This is a genomic window from Bradyrhizobium sp. SZCCHNR1051, from assembly GCF_032489615.1.
In the GTDB taxonomy this organism is placed as follows: domain Bacteria; phylum Pseudomonadota; class Alphaproteobacteria; order Rhizobiales; family Xanthobacteraceae; genus Bradyrhizobium.
The window spans coordinates 220,071-246,357 of the sequence record NZ_JAUEYJ010000011.1; the positions used below are offsets into that span (position 1 = coordinate 220,071).

Sequence of the window (26,287 nt, forward strand, 5' to 3'; positions counted from 1 at the left end):
ATCTCCCTCAGATCGCCGGCGCGGCGACCAGGCGGTCGCCGGCGTCGAACACGAACACATTGGACGGATCGAGCACCGCGTCGAGGATCTCGCCGGGCTCGTATTCATGGACGCCGTGCAGCACGGAGACCCAGTTCATGCCGTCGCGCGTCAGATGCACGAAGCTCTCCGATCCCGTGATCTCGGTGACCGAGACGGTCGCAGGAAAGGCATGGCGGCCGTGGCTGCCGTCGCCTTTGCCAAGCCCGAGTTGATGCGGGCGGAAGCCGACGCGGTAGGCGCCATCGGGCAGATCAGCATAGAGGCCGACCGCCGGCGCCTTGACCCCGCCGGCATACTCCACGCTCTCGCCGCGCTTCTGGATCTCGACCGTGTTCATCGGCGGATCCGAGAATACCTGGCCGACACGTAAGGTGTCGGGTCGGCGATACACGGCCGCGGTATCGCCGGCCTGTAGCGCCTGCCCTTCCCACATGCAGATGGTGCGGCCACCGAGCAGCAGCGCCTCCGACGGCTCGGTGGTGGCGTAGACGAAGATCGCGCCCGAGGCCTCGAAGATGCGCGGCAGCTCGGTCCGCAGTTCCTCGCGCAGCTTGTAGTCGAGATTGGCGAGCGGCTCGTCCAGCAGCACGAGGTCCGCCCCCTTCACCAGTGCGCGCGCAATCGCCGTGCGCTGCTGCTGGCCGCCGGAGAGCTGCAGCGGCGTGCGCTTCAGATAGGGCTCGAGCCGCAGCAGCCGGGCGGCTTCCGCCACGCGCTTCTCGATCTCCTGGCGCGACTTGCCTTGCACGCGCAGCGGCGAGGCGATGTTCTCATAGACCGAGAGCGAGGGATAGTTGATGAACTGCTGATAGACCATCGCGACCGAGCGCTGCCGCACGTCGGCGCCGGTGACGTCCTTGCCGTCGACCAGCACCCGCCCCGTGGTCGGCCGGTCGAGGCCGGCGAGCAGTCGCATGATCGAGGTCTTGCCGGACAGCGTTGGCCCGAGCAGCACGCTCAGCGTGCCGCGCTGCAACGTCAGCGAGACGTCGCGAATGGTGGTCACGCCGTCGACGATTCGGGAGACGTGATCGAGCGTGACGCTCATGCGCGCCCTCCCGCCTCACGCGCCGGCACGGCGGAGCGCTCGCGATTGGCTGTGATCCACGCATCGAGCGCGGCGATCTCAGCCGCCGACATCCGCAACCCCAGCTTCGATCGACGCCACACGATGTCCTCGGCCGTCAACGCCCACTCGTTCGTCATCAGGTACCTGACTTCACGCTCCGTCAAGGTGCCACCGAAATCCTGGCCGAGATCGGCCAAAGATGTCGCACCGGCGAGCATGGCCGCAGCCCGCGTGCCATAGGCATGGGCGATCCGCTTCGCATGTGCATCCGACAGGAACGGATAGATCTTGCGGAGATCCGCAATCAACGGCGCAACGGCCGAAACCTTCATGTCGCCGCCGGGCAGCGGCGCCTTGCCGGTCCACCCCTCCTCCGCCTTGCCACCTTTCACATAGGGCGCGAGACGCTCCAGCGCCTCTTCCGACAGGCGCCGGTAGGTGGTGATCTTGCCGCCATAGATCGACAGCAGCGGCAAGCCGCCGGGCGTATCGAGCTCGAACACGTAGTCGCGGGTCGCCGCCTTGGCCTCGCTGGCGCCATCGTCATAGAGCGGACGCACGCCGGAATAGCTCCACACCACGTCGGCCGGCGTCACCGGCTTGGCGAGATATTCCCCGAGCGCGGCGCAGAGATAGGCGATCTCCTCGTCGGTCGCCTTCACCTTGGCCGGATCGCCCTGATAGTCGCGATCGGTGGTGCCGATCAGCGTGAAATCCTGCTGATAGGGAATGGCGAAGATGATGCGGCCGTCGGCGTTCTGGAAGATGTAGGCGCGGTCGTGGTCATAGAGCTTGCGCACCACGATGTGCGACCCCTGCACCAGCCGCACTTTCGCTTTCGCATTGACGCCGGCGCCGGTCGCCAGCACCTGCTCGACCCAGGGACCGGCGGCATTGACCAGCGCGCGCGCCTTGATGGTCTCGCGCTCGGCGGTCTGCGTGTTCTCGGTGGTGACCAGCCAATGGCTGCCATCCTGCCGGATTTCGATCGCGCGCGTGCGGGTGCGGATGACGGCGCCGCGGTCGACGGCATCGCGCGCGGTCAGCACGACCAGACGCGCATCGTCGACGAAGCAGTCGGAATATTCGAAGCCCTGGCTGTAGCGCCCGGGGATCAAGGGGCGGCCGACCTCGTCGCTGCGCAGGTTCACCGACCGCGTCGGCGGCAGCAGCTTGCGGCCGCCGAGATGATCATAGAGGAACAGGCCGAGGCGCAGCAGCCAGGCCGGGCGCAGGCCCGAATGATGCGGCAGCACGAAACGCAACGGGCGGATGATGTGGGGCGCGATCTGCCACAGGATTTCGCGCTCGATCAGCGCCTCGCGGACCAGCCGGAACTCGTAATATTCGAGATAGCGCAGGCCGCCATGCACGAGCTTGGTGGACCAGGACGAGGTTCCGCTCGCCAGATCATTCATTTCACAAAGGAAAACGGAATTTCCGCGTCCGGCCGCATCGCGCGCGATGCCGCAACCGTTCACGCCGCCTCCGATAATGGCGAGGTCGTAGATCCGCTCCAACAGACGCATCCCCCGGCAATCGCCTTGACTGTGGCGATTTCACTTTCGGTTTCGAGTTAAACACAAACGAAAGTGAAAGCAAATCGAAATTCGCATGTTGGGCCGCGATTGGGCAAAACCTGCCCAAACCGGGATCAAGGAGCCTGCGAGAGTGGCGGAAAGTCAGGCGCGGCGGAGCACGGCGGACCCCGCCGTTTCGGTTGCCTCCGCGGCGTCGTCGGCGTCGGCGGCGGGCATCGCCGAGACCACCTCGATGCCGCGGCTATGGCAGAGGCTGGCCAGTCCGTCCGGCAGTGGCCGGTCGGTGACGAAGGTCTGGATCTGGCTGAGATGGGCGATGCGCACCGGCGCGCTGCGATGAAGCTTGGTGGAATCGGCGACCAGCATCACGCTGCGGGCATTGGCGATGATGGCCTGGGCGACCTGCACCTCGCGATAGTCGAAGTCGAGCAGCGCGCCCTCCTCGTCGATCGCGGATGCGCCGATGATCGCGTAGTCGACCTTGAACTGGCCGATCAGCTGCGTCGCCGTCGATCCGATCACGCCGCCATCCGAGCGTCGCACGGTGCCGCCGGCCACGATCACCTCGATGCGCGGATGCGGATAGAGCAGCATCGCGACGTTGAGATTGTTGGTGATGACGAGCAGGTCCTGGTGCGACGACAGGGCGCTCGCCACCTCCTCCGTCGTGGTGCCGATGTTGATGAAGAGCGAGGAGCCGTTCGGAATCCGCGCGGCGGCGACCGCGCCGATCGCCTTCTTCTCGTCGGCAGCGACGAAGCGCCGCGCCTCGTAGGCGAGATTCTCGACGCCGGAGGCGATGATGGCGCCGCCATGGATGCGCGTCAGCGCGCGCTGCTCGCACAGATCATTGAGGTCCTTGCGGATGGTCTGGGCCGAGACTTCGAAGCGGCGCGCGAGATCCTCCACCATGACGCGGCCGGAGGCGCGGGCGATGTTAAGGATGTCGGTCTGGCGTTGGGAAAGGACGGCCATGGCAAGCTTTCAGGACAAGCTGCACCATGGTGATGCTGATCGAGTCAAGCGTCAATCGGCGAAGCATTGGGCGCATCGCAGCAATCGCCGGCTCGGAGCACGTCCGGCGCGGCACGGTCCGGCTGACGTGCGCCGGCGGCCGCGTGCGCCAAGCTCGCTCAGGCGGCTGCGCTCAGCTCGCCGGTCACGAGCCGAAGCGCGGCGCGTTCGGCTTCGCGGGCATTGCGAAACACCTGGCCCTCGAGGGCATTGAAGCGGTGGGACGCCGCGAAGAAGCGGAAGCCGCCACGATCGCGGACGACGATCCCCGCCGCCTGGGAGCTGACCTCGATGATATAGGTGTCGGACATTGCGAAATCCCGTCGTTCATTCCGGGGCGTATAACGGAGCTCTATGACGAACGTTCCGGTCCTGGAGCCGCCGGCTATCCGATCTGCATGCCAACAGGAAATTGTGTGGATGTTATGTTGGCTGCGCTGCACGCGCCTTCGCCGTCACGACACGGCCGAATCAGCGTGGATCATTCGGGACGAGCGTCGGCCTGCGCAGCGACGCATCGGCCCCGCCGATGCGATCGTGATGCTGACCGAGCAACTGATAGATGGTGCGCAGATCCTTCAACACCTCGACTTGATCTTCACGAAACGCACTGAGCTGATTCTCGTAGACACAAATCCTGCGCTCGGCGTGGAGAAGCCGCTGCTGCAGCTTCTTCAGGACCTGCAAGATCAGTTTCTCGTCGACGTCCGACATGGACTTCCTCCCACCCTGTTCGCGCACCGCGCCCCGCCATTTCCCTGTGCCGGCATTTTTTTCCGGCTGGCCCTTTTGGCCTTGTTGATCGGAAGCGGACTACCAACCTCGATGCCCGTCCGATGCGCCACTCGAAGCGCGCAATGAGGCAGAGACGCGGCATCGCGCCTCCAAGCAACCAGAACTTGCAAATATCGTAAACACGCCTGCCCTGTGGACAAGGCCTACATCGCGCGAGATTGATCGGCACAGACGCCGCAAACGCGAGCTCGAATGAGCGCGCGCCGCCGGATCACGGTTCCTATGCCAAGCGAGTGGCATATGCCGGGCATTAACTGGTGTTATTTTGGCGGCAGACCAAGATTGCGATCAGGCCGTGGTCGCCCCGTCGCGCCGGATCGGCTGCGGCCGGCCGTCGTCGTCGATCGAGACGTAGGTGAAGTTGCCGTCGGTGACGAGGATCGGCTGCTCCTCCTTCCGGCGCAGCACCCAGGCTTCGAGACGCACCGTCATCGAGGTGCGGCCGACGCGGACGAGATGCGCATAGACCGAAACGAGATCGCCGACATAGACCGCCTTGCGAAAGTTCATCGCCTCGATCGCGACCGTCACCGTGCGCGACTTCGCGACCTTGGCGGCGTACACGCCGCCGCCGACATCCATCTGGCTGAGCAGCCAGCCGCCGAAGATGTCGCCATTGGCATTGGTATCGGCCGGCATCGCCAGGGTGCGGATGCAGAGATCGCCGCGGGGCTCGGTCGGCGCGGACAGCGCGGCATGGACGGTCGCTTCGGTCACGTCGGATGGTCTCCAATTGCGGGAGCGTTCAAGAGGCGTCGAGCAAGACCATCAGTCGGGCCTCGCCATTTCGAACATCGCCTCCTGCATGATCTCGAAATAGTCGCCGCGACGGCCGGCGCGGACGATCGGATGCGCCAGCGCAGTCTGATAGACCCCGTCCTTGATCAGCGTCTTGTCGATATGCACGCCGACCACCTCGCCGAGCGTCAGCCAGGCCTGCGCCCTGGCGCCATCGGCGCCCTGCAGCTGAATGATCTGCGTCACTTTGCATTCGAACGCCACGGGGCTTTCGCCGACCCGCGGCACGTTGACGAATTTGCACGGCACCGGCGTGACGCCCGCGAGCTTGAACTCGTCGACCTCGCGCGCGACATGCGCGGCGGTCGCATTCATCTGCGTCGCCAGGTCGCGCGTCACCAGATTCCAGACGAACTCGCCGGTGTCCTGGATGTTGGCGACCGAGTCCTTCCACTGCGTCGAGGAGAAGCCGATGATCGGCGGCGTGTAGTTAAAGGCGTTGAAGAAGCTGTAGGGGGCGAGATTGACGTGACCGTCCGGATCGCGCGACGAGATCCAGCCGATCGGACGGGGCGCGACGATGGCATTGAAGGGATCGTGGCGCAGGCCGTGGCCGTTCTTCGGTTCGTAGAAATGCAGATCCCGTTCAGTCACGCGGCCGTCCCTTCCGTCATTGCGCGGAGCGCAAGCGAGAGCCGCACACGCCGCCCTGGATTGCTTCCGCCGTCGCCCTTTGGGCTATGGCGGACAGGTCGCTTCGCTCGAATGACGGCGAACTTAGCTTGCAGCGCCCCTGGAACCAAGCCCTGCCAGCACGAAATCGATCATCTCGTCGACCGTCGGGCCCGGCTTGGTCGCGCATTGCGCGATCATCTGCGGATGGAAGAAGCGCATCATCGCGGTCGTCGCACATTTTGCAGCCAGCGGCAGATCGGTGACGGCGAATTCGCCGGAGGCCGCGCCCTGCCCGATCACGCGGCCGATGATCTCGGTGATCAGCAGCATGTGCGCCTCGCAGACGTCCCAGCTCTCCTCCATCGCCACCGCGACCATCTCGTGCAACTTGTTGTCGCCGACATAGCGCTCGGTGTTCATGCGATGAATGGTGCCGAGCAGTTCGCCCAGCCGCGGCGCCGCAGGCCCTGCCCGCTCCGCGATCGCGATGGCAGCCGCCTCGACCTGCGCCATCAGCGTGCGGGCGACACCCCGGTGGATCGCCTTCTTGGAATCGAAGAACCGGTAGACATTCGCCGGGCTCATGCGGAGCTCCTTGGCGATGTCGGCGACGGTCGTCTTCTGGTAGCCGATCTGTCGAAACAGACGCTCAGCAACGACGAGAATGCGTTCGTGCGTATCGGATTCGATATGGTCGGAAACCAGGGTCATCATGCCTGCGATCTTGTTGGTCCTTCATTCGGCGGCCTCGGCCAAAGGAAGCGCGGGCCTCGGCACGTCAACGTGCTGCGTTGCGGAATGATCCGCGTCCTTCGCTCCGCGCTCGTCCAGGCTCTTGCGGAACCATAGGGCATACAATCCTGGCAAGTACAGCAGCGTGAGAAAGGTTGCAACGAACAACCCGCCCATGATGGTGATCGCCATCGGGCCCCAGAACGCCGAGCGCGACAGCGGGATCATGGCGAGGATCGCGGCCAGCGCGGTGAGCACCACGGGCCGGGCGCGGCGCACCGTGGCCTCGATGATCGCGTCCTTGCGGGTCAGACCATGGGCGACGTCGGTCTCGATCTGATCGACCAGGATCACCGCGTTGCGCATGATCATGCCGGCAAGCGCAATCAGGCCAAGCAGCGCCACGAAGCCGAACGGCGCGTTGGCGACATTGAGCCCGAGTGAGGCACCGACAATGCCGAGCGGCGCGGTCAGGAACACCAGGATCAGCCGCGAGAAGCTCTGCAGCTGGATCATCAGCAGGGTCAGCATCACGATGACCATCAGCGGAAACAGCACGAAGATCGAGGCATTGCCCTTGGCGGATTCCTCGAACGCGCCGCCGGCCTCGATCCGGTAGGCGGGCTCGAGGTGGTTACGGATATCCTGTAGCTTCGGCGAGATCTGGTTGGTGACATCGGGCGCCTGGACCCCGTCCGCCACGTCGGCGCGCACGGTGATCGCCATGTCGCGGTTGCGCCGCCACAGGATCGGCTCCTCGTGGGAATACTCGATCCTGGCGATCTGCTGCAGCGGCACCGCGATGCCGTTCTTCGAGGTGATGGTGAGATCGCCGACATGGGCGAGATCCAGCCGCTCGGACGGCGCCGCACGCGCGACGACGCCGACCTTCTCGATGCCGTCGCGGATGGTCGTGACCTGCACGCCGGAGATCAGCATCGCCAGCGATTGCGACACGTCCTGCGGGGTCAGGCCAAGTGCGCGGGCACGATCCTGGTCGACGACCAGCTTGAGGTAGGGCGACTGCTCGTTCCAGTCGAGCTGCGGATCCCTGACGTTCGGGTTCTGGCGCATGACGTCGCGCACCTGGTAGGCGATCTCGCGCACCTTGGCCGCATCGGGGCCGATGATGCGGAACTGGACGGGGAAGCCGACCGGCGGACCGAAATTGAAGCGATCGACCCGGACGCGCGCTTCGTTCAGCTCGCCATTCGCAGCCGCGGTCTCGATCTTGGCCTTGATGCGCTCGCGCGCGGCGACGTCCTTGGCGACGATCACGATCTCGGCGAAGGCTTCGTTCGGCAGTTGCGGGTTGAGACCGAGCCAGAAGCGCGGCGAGCCCTGCCCGACATAGGCGGTGTAGGTCTCGATGTCCTTGTCGTCCTTCAAGAGCGCTTCGGCCTTGCGTGCCGCCTTCTCGGTGACGCTGAAGGCGGTGCCCTCCGGCAGCCGCAGCTGCAAGAACAGCTCGGGCCGCTCCGACAGCGGAAAGAACTGCTGCTGGACATGGCCGAAGGCCACGATCGATGCCGCGAAGACGCCGACCGTCGCGGCGACGGTGGTGATGCGATGCGTGACGCACCAGCGCACGATGGCGCGCAGGCCGCGATACATGCGCGTGTCGTAGACCGCGTGCTCGTCATGGCCGTGATGGGCCTTCATGTCGGGCAGCAGCTTGACACCGATATAGGGCGTGAAGATCACGGCGACGAACCAGGACGCGACCAGCGCGATGGCGACGATCCAGAAGATGCTGCCGGCATATTCGCCGACGGCCGAATTGGCGAAGCCGATCGGCAGGAAGCCGGCGGCCGTGACCAGGGTTCCGGTCAGCATCGGGAACGCGGTGGATTCCCAGGCAAAGGACGCAGCGCGCATCCGGTCCCAGCCCTGCTCCATCTTCACCACCATCATCTCGACCGCGATGATGGCATCGTCCACCAGGAGGCCGAGCGCGATGATGAGGGCTCCGAGCGAGATGCGATGCAGGTTGAGCCCCATGATGTTCATGACGATGAAGACGAGCCCGAGCACCAGCGGCACCGACAGTGCCACGACGATGCCGGTGCGCCAGCCGAGCGCCAGGAACGACACGAACAGCACGATCACCAGCGCTTCGACGAACGAGTGCACGAACTCGCTGACGGCGTGCTCGACCACCTTGGGCTGGTCGGCGATCTGCTCGATCTCGATGCCCTGCGGCACGGCCTTCATGAAGTCGTCGGCGGCGGCGTGGACGTCCTTGCCGAGCTCCAGGATATTGGCCTCCTTGGCGGTGACGACGCCGATGCCGAGCGCGGGCTTGCCCTCCTGCCGCACCTTGAAGCTCGGCGGATCGACGAAGCCGTGGCTGACGGTGGCGATATCGCCGAGCCGGAACACGCGTCCGTTGCTTTCGACCGGCGTCTCCGCGACCGCCTTGGCGCCGTCGAGCGCGCCGGTGACACGCAGCGGCACGCGCTGCGACGAAGTTTCGACCGTGCCGGCCGGAGTCACATTGTTCTGCTTGGCAAGCGAATCGAACAGCGCCTGCGGCGTGATGCCGAGGGTGGCGAGCTTGGCATGGCTGAACTCGACATAGATGCGCTCGTCCTGGGTGCCGTAGAGATTGACCTTGGTGACGCCGGCGACCTTCAGCAGGCGCTGGCGCAGGCCTTCGGCGGTCTTCTTCAGCTGCGCATAGTCGGCGCCGTCGCCGGTCATCATGAACAGGATGGAATCGACGTCGGAGAACTCGTCATTGACGAACGGACCGATGATGCCCGACGGCAGCGACGACTGCACGTCGTCGAGCTTCTTGCGGATCAGATAGAACAGGTGCGGCACCTGGGCCGGCGGGGTCGAATCGCGGAAGGTCACCTGCATCGCGGTGAAGGCCGGCTTCGAATAGGTCTGCACCTTCTCGAAGTAAGGCAGCTCCTGCAGCTTCTTCTCGATGGGGTCGGCGACCTGGCTCTGCATCTCAGTCGCCGTGGCGCCGGGCCACATCACCGAGACGTTGACGACCTTGACGGTGAAGAACGGATCTTCGGCGCGGCCGAGCTTCTGATAGGAGAAGAAGCCGGCGACGCCGAGCGCGACGATCAGGAACAGCACCAGCGGCGGATGATTGACCGCCCAGGCCGACAGGTTGAACCGCTTCATGGGTGCTCTCCGAGATTCGATATCACTGGTCCGAGCCGTTGCTGTTAGTCACCGTCACCGCGAGCGAAGCGACCTGTCCGCCATAGCCCAAAGGGCGACGGCGGAAGCAATCCAGAATCCGCCTGCAGAAAACAGTCTGGATTGCGCCGTCGCTTCACTCCTCGCGATGACGACCGTTACGTTCGTCATTCCGGGGCGATGCGAAGCATCGAACCCGGAATCTCGAGGTTCCGGGTTCGCACTACGTGCGCCCCGGAACGACGGCAGAGCTAGAACGTCAGCGCCGACACGACGCGCACCCTCTGGCTGGGATCGATCTTCTGCACGCCGAGCGCCACGACCTTGTCGCCTTCGTCGACGCCTGACGTGACGAGCACGTCCTTGCTGTCATAGGCCTTCACCTTCACCGGCTTCAGCGCCACCTCGCCCTTGTCGTTGACGACGTAGAGCGACGGATCGCGGCCATCGCTGAACAGCGCCGACAGCGGCAGCCGCGCGACGCGCGTGGTGGCGGGATCGGCGAGCGTCAACGTCGCAGTCATGCCGAGCGAGACGGCGTCGCCGGCGTCCGGCAGCGAGAACTTGGCGAGATAGGTGCGCGTCGCGGAATCGGCGGTGGGCGCGATCTCGCGCAGCTTCGCCGCATATTGCTTGTTTGCCTCCGACCACAATGTGACGTAGGCGCTGCCGGTCTTGGCGCGCTCGAGCAGGGTTTCCGGGATCGCGACCACGGCCTCCTTCTCGGCAAAGCGCGCGACACGGATCGCGGCCTGGCCGGCGGCAACGACCACGCCTGGCTCGATCATGCTCGCGGTGACGACGCCGCGCGCGTCGGCAACCAGCGTCGCATAGGACAACGAGTTGCGTGTCAGCTCGACCGAGCGCTCGGCGCGATTGAGCCGCGCCCTCGCCTCGTCGGCGGACGCCCTGGCCTGGTCCATCTGGGCATCCGTGGTCCAGCCCTTGGCGCGCAGCTCCTTGGCGCGGGTCTCGGCAGCGGAGGCCTGCGCCAACACGCCGGTGGCGGCGCGGAATTCGGCTTCGGCCTGCTCGGCCTGCAGCTTCAGGTCGACCTCGTCGAGCGTGGCGAGCGGCTGGCCGACCTCCACGGTCTGGCCGACCTCGACCAGGCGCTTGGCGACCTTGCCGGCGACGCGGAAGCCGATATCGGCCTCGATGCGCGGCCGGATGGTGCCGACGAAGCTGCGCTCGGGCGTCTCGGCCTCGTAATGGACGGGCGCGACCAGAACCGGCCGGACCGGCTCGGCCTTCTGGGCGACGGTTTCATTGCACCCGGCCAGGGCGACGGCCATCGTGGCCAGCGCAAGGCCGGTCAACAGCTTGGAATAGCTCGCGAAAATCAGGCGGATCAACATGGGGCACCCTCGCTGCTCTTACGAGGAAGTGTCGAATGTCGAATGACGATTGTCAATATTCGTCAGCAATCATGACTTCGTGATCATCTGGACATGTTGCCGCAGGTGCTCAGTGGAGCGGCAGGCCGGCTCGGAACTCCGCCGTGCGCTCACCCGCCACCGATTCCGGGGCCGTCCGCCGCCGCGGTCGAGCCCGGCCCCGCAATCAGGGCATGCACCGTGCGGCTTCACTCCGCGGGCGCCTGCCCGGCGAATTCGACCTTGCTCTCGTGGCCACCGAAGAACGCGAGCAGCCCGGCGATCAGCGGCAGCACCGACAGCGCGAGCAGGCCGTGGGTGGTGGAGCCGGTCGTGTCCTTGATCCAGCCGACCAGATAGGGGCCGCCGAAGCCGGCGAGATTGCCGATCGAGTTGATCAGCGCGATGGCGCCGGCCGCGGCCGTACCCGACAGCCATGCCGTCGGCAGCGTCCAGAACACGCCGAAGACACAGAACACGCCGATCGCCGCGACCGTGAGCGCAACCATGGTGAGCGTGGGATCGCCGATCATGCTCGATGCGGCCAGCGCCACCGCGATCAGGATCAGCGGCGCGCCGACATGCATCACGCGCTCGCGTGTCGCATCGGAATGCCGCGCCCACAGGATCATCGCGACGGTGCCGAACGCATAGGGGATCGCGGTGACGAAGCCTGTCTGCACATTGGTCAGGCCGAATGCCTTGACGATCTGCGGCAGCCAGAACTGCATGCCGTAGAGCGCGCCGACGAAGCCGAAATAGATCAGGCTGAGCACGATCACCTTGGGCGACGACAGCGCCTCGCCGAGCGTCATGTGTCCGGCGGCCTGCTTCGCCGCAGTCTCGGCCTCGAGCTTCGCCGCGAGCCAGGCCTTCTGCTCCGCGGACAGCCAGGTCGCATGCTCCGGCCGGTCGGTCAGGTAGAACCAGGTGACGACGCCGAGGATGACGGAGGGGATGCCCTCGATGATGAACAGCCACTGCCAGCCCTGCAATCCCATCAGGCCGTGCATGCCGAGCAGCAGGCCGGAGACCGGCGCGCCGATCACGGTCGAAATCGGCACGGCAACCGCGAAGGCGGCGAGGAAGCGCGCGCGATACTGGGCGGGGTACCAATAAGTGAGATAGAGGATGATGCCGGGAAAGAATCCGGCCTCGGCGACGCCGAGCAGGAAGCGCAGCGTGTAGAAGCTCCACGGGCCTGAGACTACGGCCATCAGCGCCGAGATGATGCCCCAGGTCACCATGATGCGCGCGATCCAGCGGCTGGCGCCGAACTTCTCCAGCGCCAGATTGCTCGGCACCTCGAAGATGAAATAGCCGATGAAGAAGATGCCGGCACCCCAGGCGAACACCAGCGGCGAGAATTTCAGCTCCGCATTCATGGTCAGCGCGGCGAAGCCGAGATTGACCCGGTCGAGATAGGAGAAGAAATAGGCCAGCACCAGAAACGGAATCAGGCGCCACGAGATGGCGCGGATGGTCGCGGACTCGATATCGGAGCGGCCAAGCGCGGCCGGACTGGTGGCGGACGGACTCATCGATCTCCTCCCCGGAGCTTTCTGGACATTGATAGTTGAAGGCGGTGTTGAGCATCGGTCGTGGCAAGTCAATCGGAAAACCTGACATCCCACAGCCCGTCGGCGCATCGCGGGGGCGCGGCGCGCGCATGACGCCCTCCTCGCCCGAGATGCTCATCCGCGTCGTCGGCATCCTGCTCGGCATCTGGATCGACCGGATCGCGATGCGGCCTGCTTGGGCATAGGCCTGCCAACGGCAAGCCGCGATATCAACCGAAAGCTCAGGTCGGCCCCGCGCCGGCGCGGCTGAAGAAAGCGTTGAGCTCCTCGGCCAGAACGGCAGGCTGCTCTTCCGGAATGTAGTGGCCGCACGAGGAGATGGTGATGCCCTCGACGTGATCGGCGACCTCCCTGAGCGGCGCGGCCATGTCCACGATCGACCCCTGGTCGGCACCGACGGCGAGCACCGGCGGCTTCAGCTTGCCTCTTTGTTTCAGCTCGCGGTTCTGAAGCGCGGACAGTGCGGCGGCACGATAATAAGCGAGCCCGGCGCGCAAGCCGCCGGCCTTGGTCAGCACGCGGGCGTATTCGTCGAGATCGCGTTCGGAGAACGCTTCGGGATTGGCCCCTTTGCGGCGCAGGAACCAAGCGAGATAGTCGCGTTCGCGGCCGTGGATCAGCATCTCCGGGAGATCCGCGACGGCGTGGAACGCGAAGTGCCAAGTGCGCCACGCGCGGTCTGGCGCGAAGGGCAGCGCCTCGGGCAGCGTGACGCCGGGAATTCCCGCATCGAGCAGGGCCAGGCTGCGCACCTCGGCTTCGAACAGCGCCGCATAGGGATAAGCCACCCACGCACCGATATCGTGGGCCACCAGATGATAGCTGGTGACGCCGAGTTGCTGCAGCAGCCGATGCACCGCCGTGGCCAGGGTCTGAGTGTCGTAGCCTTCGGCTGGCCGGTCCGAATCGCCCTGCCCGGGGAGATCCGGCGCAATGACCCGATAGCGCGACGCGAGCAGCGGCATGAGCTTGCGCCAGGCAAACCAGCTTTCGGGAAAGCCGGCGAGCAGCACCACGACCTCGCCGGCCGGCGGGCCACCGCTGACATAGTGCAGCCGAAGGCCATCGACGGTCTCGAAGCGGTGGGTAAAGCCCGGCAACGACGCATCGGCGCGACCGAACGGCTCGGCCGCGACCAGCCGCGACGGACTTTCGGCAGAGATGGCACTCATCAACTCAGTCATGGATCATCCTCCTAATTATAGAACAATCGTTTCCTATTTAGACACGACATCACGCGAACAAGGCGGCAGCTTGGTCTGCCACGGCCATCATCTCGCTCCTCGTGCGCCCTGTCTTGCCGACCACCCGAAATCCCTGGATCACGCAGAACAAGGCTCGGGCCACGACTTCCGCGTCGAGATCCGGCCGGATCGATCCATCCGCCTGGCCCAGCCTGATCAGGTCGCGCAACAGGGTCTCGACCCGCCGTAACGCTCCGCGGACCTTGGCGGCGGCCTCCGCATCCAAGGTGGCGAGCTCGGCCGCGCTGGTCACGACGAGGCAGCCGCGCCGGCCTTCGCTGTCGCTGGCGGATTCCGCGTAGAACTGCAGCAAGGCCTCCAGCTTGTCGCGGCCGCTGGGCTGCGCATCGATGCGCTCGCGCACCTGCTGGTCGCGGCGCGCGATGTAATGATCCAGCGTCGCCAGAAAGATCGCGCGCTTGTCCGCGAAGGCCTTGTAGAGGCTGCCGGTGGCGAGCTTCATGGCCGCGCGCAGTTCGGCCAAGGACGCGGCGTGGTAGCCGCGCTCGCTGAAGACCACCAGGGCCTTGTTCAGGGCGGTGTCCATATCGAACTCGCGCGGCCGACCGGGCCCGCGGCGCTCGGATGACTCCTGTTGCGACCTCGTCATTCCTCCTTTTAGGAAACATTCGTTTCCAAATCAAGAGCACTGAGCGGATCTCCGACGACCAGGTCAGTCTCCAAGCTGAAAGCGCTGGAACCGGTGCAGCTCGTCCTCGATGGTCCGCTTCAGCGCCTTGCGCCGGTCGCCGCGCGCCGCCTTGCCCTCGCCGACCCAGCTCCATTTCTGCATCAGGAGCTTGCCGTTCTGGCGGTCGGTCTTGAGATCGAGCGCGGCGACGATCTCGTCGCCGACCAGCACCGGCAGCGCGAAATAGCCGAACAGGCGCTTGTCCTTCGGGACATAGGCCTCGAAGCGATGATCATAGTCGAAGATCGCCTGCGTCCGCTTGCGCTGGATGATGAGCGGATCGAACGGCGACAGGATGTGCACGCGCTCGGAGCTGATGTCGATCGGCCCCTCCAGCGCGGCCGGCGTCGCCCAGTGCTCCTGCCTGCCGGCGCCCTCCAGCGTCACCGGCACAAGCTCGCCGCGCCGGACCCTGGCATCGATGACCCGGCGCACCGCGGCCTTGCTTGGCGCATTGAGATGGCAGAGCGAATCGAGGCTCACGACACCCTGGGCGCGCAAGCCGCGGTCGAGCAGATAGGCTGCAATCTCGCGATCGTTGGCGCCCTTCGGCAGCCGTTCCCAGCCGAAATGCCGGGTGGTGAGGTCGTAGGTCTTGAGCATGCCGTCGCGGCCCGACACTGTCAGCACGCCCTCGTAGAAGCCGAGCTGCAACGCGCGCTTCGACGGCTTGCGGCTGGCCCAGGCGTGGTCCTTCTCGCGCAGCACGTCGTCGTCGATGTCGCGAATCGTCAGCGCGCCGCCTTGGCGGATCAGCCGCATGACCTTGCGCGTATCCTCCGGCTTCACGGTCTGCAGCCAGCGATGGCCCTCGCGGCGGTAGCGGCGCATCGCCGGAACGAAGTAGCGGAAGTCGTGCAGCGGGATGTAGGACAGCGCGCGTGGGTCCAATATTCGAAGACGGTCTTGTCGGTGCTCTGCGCCTGCCTGAGATCGGCGCGGCGATAGGCGGGAATGCGGCTGAACAGGATGTGGTGATGGCAGCGCTCGATCACGTTGATGGTGTCGATCTGCACATAGCCGAGATGAGCAATGGCGGCGGCGACCGCCTCGGGGCCCGCGCCGAACGGCGCCTCGGCATCGAGCCGCTGCGCGCGCAGCCAGATGCGGCGCGCCTGCGGCTTGGAGAGCGGGATGGGCGTGGGGACAGCGGGCATGCCGCGCAATGGTGCGAGATTCGCCCCCGCTCCCGCAACGGCAAATCAGGCCGGCGAGATCCCCTTGCGGAACCTCACGGCTTGGCCTTGTCCGGAATGCTGCCGGTGGCGATCTCGGCCTTGCAGCTGGCGCGGCCGGGATCGGGCGCACGGCACTTGTAGATGCGGCCGGTCAGGCGGTCGACCAGCCAGGCCGTATCCTCGGCCGGACTTTCCAGGCCGACATAGCGGTTGCCGACCGCGGTGATCAGCGTCGACAGCAGGATCGATGCCGCAATGATGCCAGCCCCGATCAGCGTCGACATGGAACCGGCTGATCCCGTTTGATCCTGACTGCTTGCCCGATGGGATTGATAGTCGCGCCTGTGCGATGGGTTGAACACGGCTTTGCTTTTCTGTTCGCGTTTCTTTGACTACGAATCCACTCGCCGTTCGCGTCCCTTAGGTTTGCGATTTTTTCCCGGCGAACGCTATCCGGTAGAGGCGCATCTGGCCGATTTGTTGTTCGCGGACCGGCCACCTGCCGATCGCTTTGCGGCAGCGCGCGGCGCGTCCCGCGGACCACTCGCTTCGCCCCGCAAGGGCCGCCCAGTCCGGCAACGTGACGTCGATCACATTTGATGCTTTGAACCCGTTCTATCGTTCCCGCATCCAATGGCCATGGGCATGACGACCCGAGGATAACGACAATGACCCCATATTTTGGACGTTTTGCAGTTCAGGCGGCGGCGTTCTCCGCGATGCTGGCGATCGGCGCAGGCACCGCTCTCGCCGGCGAGGCCGTGTCGGCCGACAATATCCTCAACGCGCTGAAGCCGAAGGCCGTGACGCGCGGCATTTCGGTCGGACCGCAGGCGACCCCGCAGGCCGACGCGGCAGCGCAGGCGAAGCAGGCGGCCTTCATCGACAGCATGCGCAACCGCAAGACCCGCTCGCTGTCGCTCGGCGAGCGCGAGCAGATCGCCGAGATCGCGGCGACCAAGCCCAAGATCGATCTCGAGATCCAGTTCGACTACAACTCGGCCGAAATCAGCAAGGCCTCGATGCCGGCCGTGCAGGAGCTCGGCAAGGCGCTGTCCGATCCGAACCTGAAGGGCTCGACCTTCGTGGTTGCCGGCCACACCGATGGCATCGGCAGCGACGGCTTCAACCAGGATCTCTCCGAGCGCCGTGCCGACACCATCAAGCGCTATCTGGTCGAGAAGTTCGCCCTCGCCGGCCAGGACCTCGTCACGGTCGGCTATGGCAAGACCAAGCTCAAGGACGCGGCCAACCCGGCCGATCCGCTCAACCGGCGGGTCCAGGTCGTCAACATGGACACCAAGACCGCGGCGAAGTGAGCGCTCCGCCGCGCATCGCCCCGCCTGCCCACGGTCCCTGGCAGGCGGGGCGCTTTTTGTCCGGATTCAGATCCAGCTCTGGAACAGCATCAGCCGGGTGAAGGTCTGCATCGTCGTGCCGATGAAGGCGGCGCTGACCGGCAGCATCGCGACGAAGCCCAGGATCGCGACGGCGACATAACTCAACAGCACCCAGCGCGGCCAGCGACTCAGCGCATGGACGAGCGCGAGGCTCGCCAGCGTCGCCGACGGCAGATAGTAGTAGATGAAGCTCAGCGCGCGCGGCAGCAGCGCCCAGGGCAGATAGCAGCCGAGATAGAACGCCAGGATCAGGAACGCCGCCGCGCTGCGCGTCGCGATGAAATCCCGGACGCAGATGCCGAGCGCGGCAAGTGCCGGCCACAGCACCAGCGGATTGCCGAGCAGCACCACCGCGGCGATGTCGGTGTCGCTAGTCTTGTCGAACAGGAACCAGACCGGACGGACCAGCAACGGCCAGGTCGGCCACGCGCTCATATAGGTATGGCCGGCAATCGCCGTGGTGACGCTGTCGGCGAAGATGCGCCGCTGCGCTTCGAAGATGCCGATGACGGACAGGCCGTGCAGCGGGACGAAGGTCGCGAGATAGCAAACGGCCGGCATTGCGACGAGGCACAGCACGATCTGCAGCCAGCTCAGTTGCGACCATTGCTCGGGCCGATACCAGTCGGTCGGCTCGCCATCGCCGAGCGAGGTCTGCCAATGCTGCAACAGCTTGATGAGACCGATGATGAGAAGCGCCGTCAGCAGCGGAAACAGCCCGCTCCATTTGCAGGCGATCGCAAGGCCGAACAGCGCGCCCGCCAGCGCGAACACGACCTGCGGCCGGCGCTGCCTGAACGAAAACAGAAAGGCCGCGATCCCGAGCAGGCTGAAGGCGAGCGCGCCGATGTCGAGCATCGCGATGCGCGCCTGCACGAACAGCATCTGGTTGAAGGCCGCGAGCAGCGCCGCCGCGATGGCGGGCCATTGCGCCGCGAACAGCGCCAGGCCGCACAGATAGATCGCGGCCACGGCGAGCCCGCCGAGCACGGTACCGGGATAGCGCCATGCGAAGGCGTTGTCGCCGAACGTCCTGATCGACAGTGCAATCAGCTCCTTGGCGAGCGGCGGATGCATCGGGTTGAGCTGCGGCGTCGCCGGCGCCAGTCCCAGCATCTGCCGCGCCGCCGGCACGTAGTGCACCTCGTCGAAGACGAATTTCGGCGGCGAGGCGAGCCCGATCATCAGCACGACGTGCGCGATCGCGAAGATCAGCAATGCCGTCATCACACAGCGGCGGACCGACAGAGCGCCATCCTGCGCAACCTCGCCGTCCTCGTCGTCGTCATCCCGGCGAGCAGCAGATACCTTCATGGGCCTCCGCGTTGAACTGATCTCACGGTGGCGGCAACTAACCACCGAACGGTCATCGAGGCAAACTTGTGCCCATTTTACAACAACCCCGCGCGCCGTCTTCGGCTAGATTGAGCAGGAAACAATCTTCGGTGTGGATATGAGTCTGCGTCGCCGAACCTGTGTCGCTGCGATCTCGGCGGCCGCCCTGCTGGGCGTCGCGGGCGGCGCAAGCGCCGACAGCCGCATCGGCGAAGCCGTGCTGGTGCAGAAGGACGTGCTGCGCATGGCAGGCGCCTCGAGCAGCCCGATCAGCGTCGGCGACGGCGTCGTGCGCAACGAGACTGTGCGCACCGGCAATGACAGTGCCGCGCGGCTCGTCATGATCGACAGCACCAATCTCTCGCTCGGCGCCAACGCCACCCTGACGCTCGACCGCACCGTCTTCAACGACGAGACCAGCTATCGCGACATCGCGATCCGGCTCGGCACCGGCGCGTTCCGCTTCGTCACCGGCCATTCCGAGAAAACCGCCTACAAGATCAACACGCCGCTGGCGACCATCGGCGTGCGCGGCACCATCCTCGACATCCGCTCGCAGCGCGGCCAGACCATGGTCGTGCTGCAGGAAGGCGCCTCGCGGGTCTGCACCCTCACCTTCCAATGCCTCGAGCTGACGCAGCCGGGCGACACCGCGATCATCACCGCGACCGGCCAGGGCCGAAGCGCGATCAAAAAGACCGGCAATCCGTCGTGGAGCTTTGCCGCCACCTGCGCGTCGACATCGGGCCTTTGCACGGTCACCGATCTCGCGAGTAATGCGCCGCCGCAGGACTTCACCGGCATCCTGTGCGGGCGGTGACGATGAGAACGCGCCGCGGTCAGCTTGCTCTCCTGATGACCGCCATCGCCGGCGGGCTGCTCGCGCTCGCCCTGCAGGCCGCGCCGGCCGCCGCGCAGAGCAGTTGCGGGGTGGACAATTTCGCGGCGGCGCTGTGCCCGACCGCGTCGCCGTCGCCGACCTCCTCGCCCACCGCAACGCCCACGCCGACATCGACCTCCAGCCCGACGCCGACGCCCTCGCCCTCGATCTCGCCGACCCCGTCGCCGACGCCCACCGGCGCGGGAAACAGCGCGAACGCGATCAACGGCCTCGCCGACCAGCGCTTCAACCAGATGATCACCAACCGGGTGCTCGGCCTGGTGCTGCTCGGCGTCAACGAGCAGGTCAATTGCAACGACTGCGTCAGCGCGTTCGGCTCGGCCGGCTCGTTCTCGGCCGGCATCCATGGCCGCAAGCAGCTCACCAACAATCTGGCGCTGCTTGCCGGCCTCGCCTACACGCACTACGACGAGGACGGCTACCACGTGACCTCGGCGCCGATCGGCGCCTTCGCGCTGCGCTACGACTTCACCGATTGGGGCTCGTCGCGGCCGTTCTTCGACATCGGCACGATCCTGACGCCGTATGAGCGCGTGCGCTACGGCCGGAGCTATGCGACGAGCCTCGGTAACGTCACGGTGGACGGCACCACCACGGCGTCGAACTACGCGGTCTATGGCCGCGCCGGCTGGATCAGCCGGTTGTCGCCGCGCGACGAGCTCGCGGCGTCGGTCGAGCTATGGCAATTGTGGCAGCACGTCGCCGGCTATCGCGATCCCGCGCTCGCCTTCAACCCGTTCGATGCGACGATCGCCGGCGGCACCGACCGCACCAGCCTGGTCAAGGTCGGCGGCCAATGGACCCACCTGTTCGGCTCCAGCATCGAAGCCAACATCAATGGCGGGTATGTCCAGTCGTTCGCGACCAGCTCCGGCATCGTCGCCGCCGTCACCGGCAGCGGCACGGTGACGCCGACCATGGGCAACCAGGGCTGGTTCGAATATGGCGGACGGCTGGGCTTCCGCCTGCCGCAGGGCTGGATCGCCGATCTGTTCGTCAACGGCACGCTCGGCCCGCAGCCGGTCGGCAACACCATCCACGGCGGCGTCGGCCTGCGCGTCCATTATTAGCGGCTGGCCCGGCGCCGAGCGGATCACCCTCGCTCCGTCAAAATTTCATGATCGGCCTGCGCTCGGGTCGCCTTGACCCGCGCCCGCCGGCGGACCTATTGAATGATAATCATCATTTAAATGCGATGGTTCGCCAGGCGCGCGGAGATCCGATGGACGTTTCCACCCAGGCGACCAGCGAGGCGCGGCGGAGTGTTGCGGCGGCGCCGTTCGAGCCGGCCTCGGAGCCGCCGCGCGCCAAGGCCGCGTCGGTCCGCACGGCATTGCTCTCCGGCCCGGTGCTGCCGGCGCTGTTCCGGTTGGCGCTGCCGACCATGACCGTGCTGGTGGCGCAAACCGCGGTCAACGTCGCCGAAGCGTATTACGTCGGCTTCCTCGGCACCGATGCGCTGGCCGGCGTCGCACTGGTGTTCCCGATCTTCATGCTGATGACGATGATGTCCAATGGCGGCATCGGCAGCGGCGTCTCCTCGGCGGTGGCGCGCGCGGTCGGCGCCGGGCACAACGCCGATGCCGATGCCATCGCCTTCCATGCCATCGTTCTGGCGGTGATCGCCGGCGGCCTGTTCACGCTTGCGACCGCGCTGTTCGGCCCGGCGCTGTACCATGCGCTCGGCGGGCGAGCCGGCGCTCTGGAGGCGGCGCTGCGCTACTCCAACTATCTGTTCGCCGGCGCCGTCCCGGTGTGGATCGTCAATCTGCAGGCGGCGGCGCTGCGCGGCGCCGGCAATGTGCGGGTGCCGGCGCTGGTCACCCTGGTCGGCGCGCTGGTCATGATTCCCGCCTCGCCGCTGCTGATCTTCGGCATCGGCCCGCTGCCGGGGCTCGGGATCGCCGGCGCGGGCATCGCCTTCGGCCTGTATTACTGCGGCGCCATGCTGGTGCTGGTGCGCTACATGGCCTCCGGCCGCTCCAGCCTGCATGTGCGCGTTGCGCGGCTACAGGGCCGGCTGTTCGCCGACATCCTGAAAGTCGGGCTGCCGACCGCGCTCAACGCGGTCATGGTCAATCTCACCGTCATCCTGGTGACCGCGCTCGCCGGGCGCTTCGGGACCTCCGAGCTCGCCGCCTACGGCATCGCCTCGCGGCTCGACTACATCATGATCCCGATCCTGTTCGGGCTGTGCACGGCCACCCTGACGATGGTCGGCATCAATGTCGGCGCCGGCCAGCGCGGCCGTGCGCGCCGCATCGCCTGGATCAGTGCCCTGGCGGGCGCAGCCCTGGTCGGGATCATCGGCCTGATCGTGGCGCTGCACCCGCCGCTCTGGCTCGGCCTGTTCAGCCGCGACGCCGGGGTTCTGCGCGAGGGCGCGACCTATCTGCGCACCGTGGCGCCGGCCTACGCCGCGCTCGGCTTCGGGTTCGTGCTGGCTTTTGCCGGCCAAGGCGCGGGGCACGTGCTGTGGCCGTTCGTCGGCTCCGCCCTGCGCGTGCTGATCGCGGCGGGCGGCGGCTATGCCGCAATCGTCATGCTCGGCGGCGGCATGGCCTCACTCGCCGCGATGGTGACGCTGTCGCTCGTCGCCTACGCATTGGTGTGCAGCCTCGTTCTCTCGCCCCGGATCTGGCGCTCGCCTCATTAGCGCAACGTCCACCGACGGGCGCAATCCAACCGCCTGCAACTCACGACAGTCACCGCCAAATACAAGCAATTCACGCGGCTACTACCAGTGAGTGGTGCGAACGGGCACCTCTCGCTGATCCGGCAAACAGACTGATAACCTTCGGCTCCCACGACCCCGTCCACGGGTTCCTTTATGGAACCGGATTCAGCATGCGGTAATGTCTGACCGCCACTTCCTTGCAGCAGGGGCTCGCATCCGCCGGCGTCGAGCCTCGGACAGCCATCAGCAGGAAGCGTTGCACATGACCGCATCGATTTCGTCGAAGACTCTTCGCGATCTGGCATGGAGATTTGGCCGCGCGAAGGATGGCCAGATCAGCATGATCTTCGCCATCACCATCATCCCCATCCTGGTGTCGGTCGGCGCCGCCGTCGATTTCGCCAAGTCCAGCGACACCAAGGCGCAGTTGCAGAAGTCGGTCGACGCCGCGGTCCTCGCCGGCGTGACCCAGGCCAGCGCGCAGCAGGTCTCGACCGCGAGCGCGGTGTTCTCGGGCAGCTTCAAAGGCCGGTTCGGCACCGGCACAACGGCGACCTTCACGCCCAATAGCGACGGCTCGCTGTCGGGCACCGCGACGACCTCGGTGAAGACCTCGTTCCTCAACGTGATGGGCACGACATCGCTCGGCGTGACGGCGTCCGCAACGGCCAAGGCCGGCGCGCAGACTACGTCGCCCGTGTGCATCCTGCTGGTCAGCACCATCAACGCGCAATCATTGCTGGTGAATTCCGGGGCCCAGCTCAATGCGCCGAGCTGCGAGATCCACGTGCTGTCGACGCAGAGCCCGGCCGCGATGTTCAACGCCACGCTCAACGTCAAGCGCATCTGCATCAAGGGCACCAATATCACCAAGAACGGCGGCGCCACTCCGCCGGCCGAGACCGGCTGCGCGGCGATCTCCGACCCATTTGCCGGCAAGCTGCCCGCCGTCACGGTGGGCGCGTGCACCACCAACAACAAAGTCTATGATCCCGGCTCGGTCACGCTCAGCCCCGGCGTCTATTGCGGCGCGACCAATTTCAACGGCTCCGGCACGCTGACGCTCAATCCGGGCCTCTACGTCATCAAGGGCGGCGCGATGACCTTCAACTCGGGATGGACGGTCACCGGCAGCGGCGTCACCTTCTATCTCGTCGACCAGAACGCGACGCTCACCTTCAACGGCAACGTCAATGCGACGCTGTCGGCGCCGACCAGCGGCACCTACGCCAATATCCTGATGTACGAGCCGAGCGGCCTGTCGACGACGAACCTGCCGATCAACGGCACCAGCAGCTCGTCCTACACCGGCCTGATGTATCTGCCGAGCCGCAACGTCACCATCAACTCGGTCTCGACCATGAGCAGCAACAGCGTCACGATGGTGTTCAACACGCTGATCCTGAACCAGACCAACTGGGCGATCGCGCCCGGCGCGTTGTCGATGTCGGCGGCGAGTGGTCCGGCCGGCACGGCGTTCCTGTCGAGGTAGTTGCCATAGCTGAGCCAATTCTCGTGAGTGCTGTTTCAGCGGCTTGTCGCCGGGACTGACGACCCGGCGAAAAGATATCAGCTCCTCTCTTAGGAGATGAAACGGAGCTGCATCCCGCCACCGATACTGCTTCCCCCTCCCCGTTCTTCACGGCAGAGGGAACGCGGTGTCGCTGGCGGCTGCAGCGTCGTTTCAGCACTGCAGGGACTTCACCAGCTCACCAGAGCCGCTCGCGCCCTGCGTCTCGGCCGCCGCCTCTGCCGACTCCACAAGCCGCCGCCGGCCCGCCCACTCACCTTCGTCGCCACTCCCTCCCCTTGACACCCTCTCCCGTTTCAGATGATGTTACGTTATAACATTGCATAAAGAGGCCGCATGCCCGCTCGCCGGCACCGACCCCTCCCCCTGAAGAGGCTGTTCGATCTCGATGCGCAAACTCCCCGCCACGGTCTTGTCCGGCTTCCTCGGGACTGGGAAGACCACTTTGCTCAACCCCATCCTGAACAACCGCCAGCGACTGAAGGTGGCGCCGCGCCAACGAGGCGGCCTGACCAGCCCGCATCCGAACCGAAAGTCCTCCGGTGCAACGAACCGCGAGACACACGCGCGACAGTCGCCCCTGCTTCGCGTGTGAGAGGGAAGGCGTTATAGCCGCTCCCTGCCCGGCGGAGCCGTCGCGAGACGGCTCCGCCATTTCCTTGATGGCTACGACTTCGACTCGGCGGGATCGCGGTGCACCGGGTCGATCCACAGCACCGTCTCGGGCTTCTCGACCGGCTCGATGTCGATGTTGATCGCGACCGCCTCGCCGTCGCTGCGCACCAGCACGCATTCCAGTACTTCGTCCGGGCTCGCATTGATCTCCTGGTGCGGCACGTAGGGCGGCACGAAGATGAAATCGCCGGGACCGGCCTCCGCGGTGAACTGCAGCCGATCGCCCCAGCGCATCCGCGCCTTGCCCTTCACGACGTAGATCACGCTCTCGAGATGACCGTGATGATGCGCCCCGGTCTTGGCGTCAGGCCTGATCGTGACCGTGCCCGCCCACAATTTCTGCGCTCCGACGCGCGCGAAGTTGATCGCCGCCTTACGGTCCATGCCCGGCGTCGACGGCACGTTGGAATCGAGCTGATTGCCCGGAATGACGCGGACGCCGTCGTGCTTCCAGCGCTCGTCGCCGTGATCGTGGGAATGGCCGTGCGCGTGATCGTGAGAGCCTGACATGATTTCTTCTCGGGATTTCATCTGTTCGAGGGAACCAAGCCATTGTTAGCCGAAATGCCGCAGCGAAGCTATTCGCAGTTCCCCACGAACCTTTCTGCATCGCGTGCGTTGGATCGGTGGAGTTCACACAAACAGCGGAGGACGAAGTCATGGGTGCCACCACCGACAAGATCAAGGGCGTCGCCAACGAGACCATCGGCAAGGCCAAGCAGGGCATCGGCGAAGCCACCGGCTCCGAGCGCCTGCAGGGCGAGGGTGCCGTGCAGGAAATCAAGGGCAAGGGCCAGCAGGCGCTGGGCGATGCCAAGAAGGCGACCAAGGACGCGGTGAACACCGCCGCCGGCGCCGCCAACAAGAATCTCTGAGCAGGATCGGCGCGGTCGCGGAGATCGCGCGAAGACGCTATCAACTACAAGACCGGCCCCTCACGGGGCCGGTCTTTGCATCGTCGTTAGTTGACGAGAGATGGCAACTATCAGCCAGATCATTACAGCGCTCCAGCCGGCGCCCATGAATGCGCCCTCTCCCCTTGTGGGAGAGGGCATGTAGGACAGCGCCACAAGCTCGGTCGGGTGAGGGGTCTCTCTCCATGAGCGTCGCTCGCCGAGAGAAACCCCTCACCCCATTGTGTTCGCGGTTGGGCCCGTGATGCCCTCTCCCACAAGGGGAGAGGGCGCTGTATCGCGCAGCACGCTTGGTTGCCCTCCCGGCATCATTCGCGCGCCTTACTTCACGCCGAGCAGTTCGACGTCGAACATCAGCGTCGCGTTCGGCGGAATCACGCCGCCGGCGCCGCGGGCGCCGTAGCCCAGTTCGGGCGGAATGATCAGGGTACGCTTGCCGCCGACCTTCATGGTGGCAACGCCCTCGTCCCAGCCGGCGATCACGCGCTTCATGCCGATCGGGAATTCGAACGGCTCGTTGCGATCCACCGACGAGTCGAATTTCTTGCCCTTCTGGCCGTTCTCATAGAGCCAGCCCGTATAATGCATCACGCAGGTCTGACCGCGCGTCGGCGTGGCGCCGGTGCCTTCCTTGGTGTCGATGATCTGCAGTCCGGAGGGAGTGGTCATGGTCTTTCCTGTGGGTTTGGCGGAACTGGTCTGTGCCGAGACCGCGCGGGAGCCCAGCAAGACACCGGCCGCGGCCGATGCCGCCGCCATCAGCGCAACTCTTCTGTTCATCGGACGCCGCATGCTCCAGACCGCCTCTGCTCGTTCACGGGAGCCGCGGTTTAGCTCATGCGGGAGCGGCTGACCAGCCCGGCATCGACTTCCGAAAAAAATAATTCACTTGCGTATAATCGGAATTCATGATTATCTCCCCCGCATCCCGCCTCACCGCAGAGCAACTGTGCTGTTGAGGTAGGCCGGCGAACGGCCGGCCTCAAGGCTGGCGCGAGACGCGCCCCCGCCTTCGGC

Annotated in this window: 24 protein-coding genes and 2 pseudogenes; 8 read left to right on the forward strand and 18 right to left on the reverse strand. The window is 65.8% G+C overall.

Going from position 1 to position 26,287, the window contains the following annotated elements; all coding sequences use genetic code 11:
* Positions 1 to 7: 7 nt before the first annotated feature.
* From QW868_RS15845 to QW868_RS15895, 11 genes are all read right to left on the reverse strand, one after another.
* Positions 8 to 1,090, reverse strand: coding sequence for an ABC transporter ATP-binding protein (locus QW868_RS15845; protein WP_315738396.1), 1,083 nt, complete (start codon positions 1,088 to 1,090; stop codon positions 8 to 10).
* Positions 1,087 to 2,640 (reverse strand): glycerol-3-phosphate dehydrogenase, encoded by a 1,554-nt coding sequence (gene glpD / locus QW868_RS15850; protein ID WP_316230898.1) that lies wholly within the window; start codon positions 2,638 to 2,640, stop codon positions 1,087 to 1,089. Before glpD ends, QW868_RS15845 begins: the two co-directional genes overlap by 4 nt.
* Positions 2,641 to 2,793: 153 nt before the next feature.
* Complete coding sequence (locus QW868_RS15855) at positions 2,794 to 3,627, reverse strand: DeoR/GlpR family DNA-binding transcription regulator (RefSeq protein ID WP_315773407.1); 834 nt, start codon at positions 3,625 to 3,627, stop codon at positions 2,794 to 2,796.
* 158 nt (positions 3,628 to 3,785) lie between these two features.
* Positions 3,786 to 3,977 carry a hypothetical protein gene (locus QW868_RS15860; RefSeq protein ID WP_315738399.1) on the reverse strand — a complete coding sequence of 64 codons (192 nt, stop codon included), beginning with the start codon at positions 3,975 to 3,977 and terminating at the stop codon, positions 3,786 to 3,788.
* A gap of 160 nt (positions 3,978 to 4,137) precedes the next feature.
* Positions 4,138 to 4,380, reverse strand: coding sequence for a hypothetical protein (locus QW868_RS15865; protein WP_315738400.1), 243 nt, complete (start codon positions 4,378 to 4,380; stop codon positions 4,138 to 4,140).
* 369 nt (positions 4,381 to 4,749) lie between these two features.
* Entirely contained in the window at positions 4,750 to 5,178 is a 429-nt protein-coding gene (locus QW868_RS15870) for an acyl-CoA thioesterase (RefSeq protein ID WP_315756980.1), read from the reverse strand.
* 51 nt (positions 5,179 to 5,229) lie between these two features.
* Complete coding sequence (locus QW868_RS15875) at positions 5,230 to 5,853, reverse strand: flavin reductase family protein (RefSeq protein WP_316230899.1); 624 nt, start codon at positions 5,851 to 5,853, stop codon at positions 5,230 to 5,232.
* 123 nt (positions 5,854 to 5,976) lie between these two features.
* Positions 5,977 to 6,585 (reverse strand): TetR/AcrR family transcriptional regulator, encoded by a 609-nt coding sequence (locus tag QW868_RS15880; RefSeq protein WP_315785723.1) that lies wholly within the window; start codon positions 6,583 to 6,585, stop codon positions 5,977 to 5,979.
* A gap of 24 nt (positions 6,586 to 6,609) precedes the next feature.
* Positions 6,610 to 9,750, reverse strand: coding sequence for an efflux RND transporter permease subunit (locus QW868_RS15885; RefSeq protein WP_316230900.1), 3,141 nt, complete (start codon positions 9,748 to 9,750; stop codon positions 6,610 to 6,612).
* Positions 9,751 to 10,019: 269 nt separating this feature from the next.
* Positions 10,020 to 11,126: an efflux RND transporter periplasmic adaptor subunit gene (locus QW868_RS15890; protein WP_315756977.1), complete on the reverse strand. Its 1,107-nt coding sequence runs from the start codon at positions 11,124 to 11,126 to the stop codon at positions 10,020 to 10,022.
* A gap of 227 nt (positions 11,127 to 11,353) precedes the next feature.
* Positions 11,354 to 12,685 carry an MFS transporter gene (locus tag QW868_RS15895; RefSeq protein ID WP_315773399.1) on the reverse strand — a complete coding sequence of 444 codons (1,332 nt, stop codon included), beginning with the start codon at positions 12,683 to 12,685 and terminating at the stop codon, positions 11,354 to 11,356.
* Positions 12,686 to 12,720: 35 nt separating this feature from the next.
* On the opposite strand from QW868_RS15895, the gene QW868_RS15900 reads away from it, so the two are divergent.
* Positions 12,721 to 12,909 carry a hypothetical protein gene (locus tag QW868_RS15900; RefSeq protein WP_315717351.1) on the forward strand — a complete coding sequence of 63 codons (189 nt, stop codon included), beginning with the start codon at positions 12,721 to 12,723 and terminating at the stop codon, positions 12,907 to 12,909.
* Between the two features lie 36 nt (positions 12,910 to 12,945).
* On the opposite strand, the gene QW868_RS15905 is transcribed toward QW868_RS15900, so the two are convergent.
* The 4 genes and pseudogenes from QW868_RS15905 to QW868_RS15920 form a co-directional block, all read right to left on the reverse strand.
* A complete protein-coding gene (locus QW868_RS15905) occupies positions 12,946 to 13,908 on the reverse strand; it encodes an alpha/beta hydrolase (protein WP_315811791.1) in 963 nt (320 codons plus the stop codon).
* Positions 13,909 to 13,957: 49 nt separating this feature from the next.
* Positions 13,958 to 14,515, reverse strand: a complete 558-nt coding sequence (locus tag QW868_RS15910) for a TetR/AcrR family transcriptional regulator (protein ID WP_315776107.1) — start codon at positions 14,513 to 14,515, stop codon at positions 13,958 to 13,960.
* A gap of 126 nt (positions 14,516 to 14,641) precedes the next feature.
* A pseudogene (locus QW868_RS15915) lies at positions 14,642 to 15,816 on the reverse strand (winged helix-turn-helix domain-containing protein).
* A gap of 74 nt (positions 15,817 to 15,890) precedes the next feature.
* Positions 15,891 to 16,121, reverse strand: a complete 231-nt coding sequence (locus QW868_RS15920; protein WP_315738409.1) for a hypothetical protein — start codon at positions 16,119 to 16,121, stop codon at positions 15,891 to 15,893.
* Positions 16,122 to 16,505: 384 nt separating this feature from the next.
* On the opposite strand from QW868_RS15920, the gene QW868_RS15925 reads away from it, so the two are divergent.
* The gene (locus tag QW868_RS15925) at positions 16,506 to 17,156 is read left to right on the forward strand and encodes an OmpA family protein (protein WP_316230901.1); all 651 of its coding nucleotides are present in this window, start codon (positions 16,506 to 16,508) and stop codon (positions 17,154 to 17,156) included.
* A 66-nt stretch (positions 17,157 to 17,222) separates the two neighbouring features.
* On the opposite strand, the gene QW868_RS15930 is transcribed toward QW868_RS15925, so the two are convergent.
* Complete coding sequence (locus QW868_RS15930) at positions 17,223 to 18,551, reverse strand: phospholipid carrier-dependent glycosyltransferase (RefSeq protein WP_316230902.1); 1,329 nt, start codon at positions 18,549 to 18,551, stop codon at positions 17,223 to 17,225.
* A gap of 139 nt (positions 18,552 to 18,690) precedes the next feature.
* On the opposite strand from QW868_RS15930, the gene QW868_RS15935 reads away from it, so the two are divergent.
* The 5 genes and pseudogenes from QW868_RS15935 to QW868_RS15955 all read left to right on the forward strand — a co-directional run.
* Entirely contained in the window at positions 18,691 to 19,392 is a 702-nt protein-coding gene (locus QW868_RS15935) for a FecR domain-containing protein (protein ID WP_316230903.1), read from the forward strand.
* A gap of 2 nt (positions 19,393 to 19,394) precedes the next feature.
* Positions 19,395 to 20,543, forward strand: a complete 1,149-nt coding sequence (locus QW868_RS15940) for a hypothetical protein (protein ID WP_316230904.1) — start codon at positions 19,395 to 19,397, stop codon at positions 20,541 to 20,543.
* A 152-nt stretch (positions 20,544 to 20,695) separates the two neighbouring features.
* Positions 20,696 to 22,129, forward strand: a complete 1,434-nt coding sequence (locus QW868_RS15945) for an MATE family efflux transporter (RefSeq protein WP_316230905.1) — start codon at positions 20,696 to 20,698, stop codon at positions 22,127 to 22,129.
* Between the two features lie 283 nt (positions 22,130 to 22,412).
* Positions 22,413 to 23,642, forward strand: a complete 1,230-nt coding sequence (locus QW868_RS15950) for a Tad domain-containing protein (protein ID WP_315785610.1) — start codon at positions 22,413 to 22,415, stop codon at positions 23,640 to 23,642.
* Between the two features lie 427 nt (positions 23,643 to 24,069).
* Positions 24,070 to 24,171, forward strand: a pseudogene (locus QW868_RS15955) (GTP-binding protein); the annotation flags it as partial.
* A 176-nt stretch (positions 24,172 to 24,347) separates the two neighbouring features.
* On the opposite strand, the gene QW868_RS15960 reads toward QW868_RS15955, so the two are convergent.
* A complete protein-coding gene (locus tag QW868_RS15960) occupies positions 24,348 to 24,866 on the reverse strand; it encodes a cupin domain-containing protein (RefSeq protein ID WP_315717363.1) in 519 nt (172 codons plus the stop codon).
* A gap of 149 nt (positions 24,867 to 25,015) precedes the next feature.
* On the opposite strand from QW868_RS15960, the gene QW868_RS15965 reads away from it, so the two are divergent.
* Entirely contained in the window at positions 25,016 to 25,231 is a 216-nt protein-coding gene (locus tag QW868_RS15965; RefSeq protein ID WP_315738416.1) for a CsbD family protein, read from the forward strand.
* Positions 25,232 to 25,591: 360 nt separating this feature from the next.
* Here the strand turns inward: QW868_RS15965 and QW868_RS15970 are convergent, their stop codons facing one another.
* Complete coding sequence (locus QW868_RS15970; protein WP_409998083.1) at positions 25,592 to 26,050, reverse strand: FKBP-type peptidyl-prolyl cis-trans isomerase; 459 nt, start codon at positions 26,048 to 26,050, stop codon at positions 25,592 to 25,594.
* Between the last annotated feature and the right edge of the window lie 237 nt (positions 26,051 to 26,287).

Bases quoted from the DNA above. Each gene is read 5' to 3' on its own strand.
- QW868_RS15935 (WP_316230903.1), top strand. From the start codon at position 18,691: ATGAGTCTGCGTCGCCGAACCTGTGTCGCTGCGATCTCGGCGGCCGCC.
- QW868_RS15910 (WP_315776107.1), bottom strand. From the start codon at position 14,515: ATGGACACCGCCCTGAACAAGGCCCTGGTGGTCTTCAGCGAGCGCGGC.
- QW868_RS15960 (WP_315717363.1), bottom strand. From the start codon at position 24,866: ATGTCAGGCTCTCACGATCACGCGCACGGCCATTCCCACGATCACGGC.
- QW868_RS15855 (WP_315773407.1), bottom strand. From the start codon at position 3,627: ATGGCCGTCCTTTCCCAACGCCAGACCGACATCCTTAACATCGCCCGC.
- QW868_RS15970 (WP_409998083.1), bottom strand. From the start codon at position 26,050: ATGAACAGAAGAGTTGCGCTGATGGCGGCGGCATCGGCCGCGGCCGGT.
- QW868_RS15940 (WP_316230904.1), top strand. From the start codon at position 19,395: ATGAGAACGCGCCGCGGTCAGCTTGCTCTCCTGATGACCGCCATCGCC.
- QW868_RS15925 (WP_316230901.1), top strand. From the start codon at position 16,506: ATGACCCCATATTTTGGACGTTTTGCAGTTCAGGCGGCGGCGTTCTCC.
- QW868_RS15920 (WP_315738409.1), bottom strand. From the start codon at position 16,121: ATGTCGACGCTGATCGGGGCTGGCATCATTGCGGCATCGATCCTGCTG.
- QW868_RS15930 (WP_316230902.1), bottom strand. From the start codon at position 18,551: ATGAAGGTATCTGCTGCTCGCCGGGATGACGACGACGAGGACGGCGAG.
- QW868_RS15905 (WP_315811791.1), bottom strand. From the start codon at position 13,908: ATGACTGAGTTGATGAGTGCCATCTCTGCCGAAAGTCCGTCGCGGCTG.
- QW868_RS15945 (WP_316230905.1), top strand. From the start codon at position 20,696: ATGGACGTTTCCACCCAGGCGACCAGCGAGGCGCGGCGGAGTGTTGCG.
- QW868_RS15845 (WP_315738396.1), bottom strand. From the start codon at position 1,090: ATGAGCGTCACGCTCGATCACGTCTCCCGAATCGTCGACGGCGTGACC.
- QW868_RS15965 (WP_315738416.1), top strand. From the start codon at position 25,016: ATGGGTGCCACCACCGACAAGATCAAGGGCGTCGCCAACGAGACCATC.
- QW868_RS15885 (WP_316230900.1), bottom strand. From the start codon at position 9,750: ATGAAGCGGTTCAACCTGTCGGCCTGGGCGGTCAATCATCCGCCGCTG.
- QW868_RS15860 (WP_315738399.1), bottom strand. From the start codon at position 3,977: ATGTCCGACACCTATATCATCGAGGTCAGCTCCCAGGCGGCGGGGATC.
- QW868_RS15880 (WP_315785723.1), bottom strand. From the start codon at position 6,585: ATGACCCTGGTTTCCGACCATATCGAATCCGATACGCACGAACGCATT.
- QW868_RS15865 (WP_315738400.1), bottom strand. From the start codon at position 4,380: ATGTCGGACGTCGACGAGAAACTGATCTTGCAGGTCCTGAAGAAGCTG.
- QW868_RS15895 (WP_315773399.1), bottom strand. From the start codon at position 12,685: ATGAGTCCGTCCGCCACCAGTCCGGCCGCGCTTGGCCGCTCCGATATC.
- QW868_RS15890 (WP_315756977.1), bottom strand. From the start codon at position 11,126: ATGTTGATCCGCCTGATTTTCGCGAGCTATTCCAAGCTGTTGACCGGC.
- glpD (WP_316230898.1), bottom strand. From the start codon at position 2,640: ATGCGTCTGTTGGAGCGGATCTACGACCTCGCCATTATCGGAGGCGGC.
- QW868_RS15950 (WP_315785610.1), top strand. From the start codon at position 22,413: ATGACCGCATCGATTTCGTCGAAGACTCTTCGCGATCTGGCATGGAGA.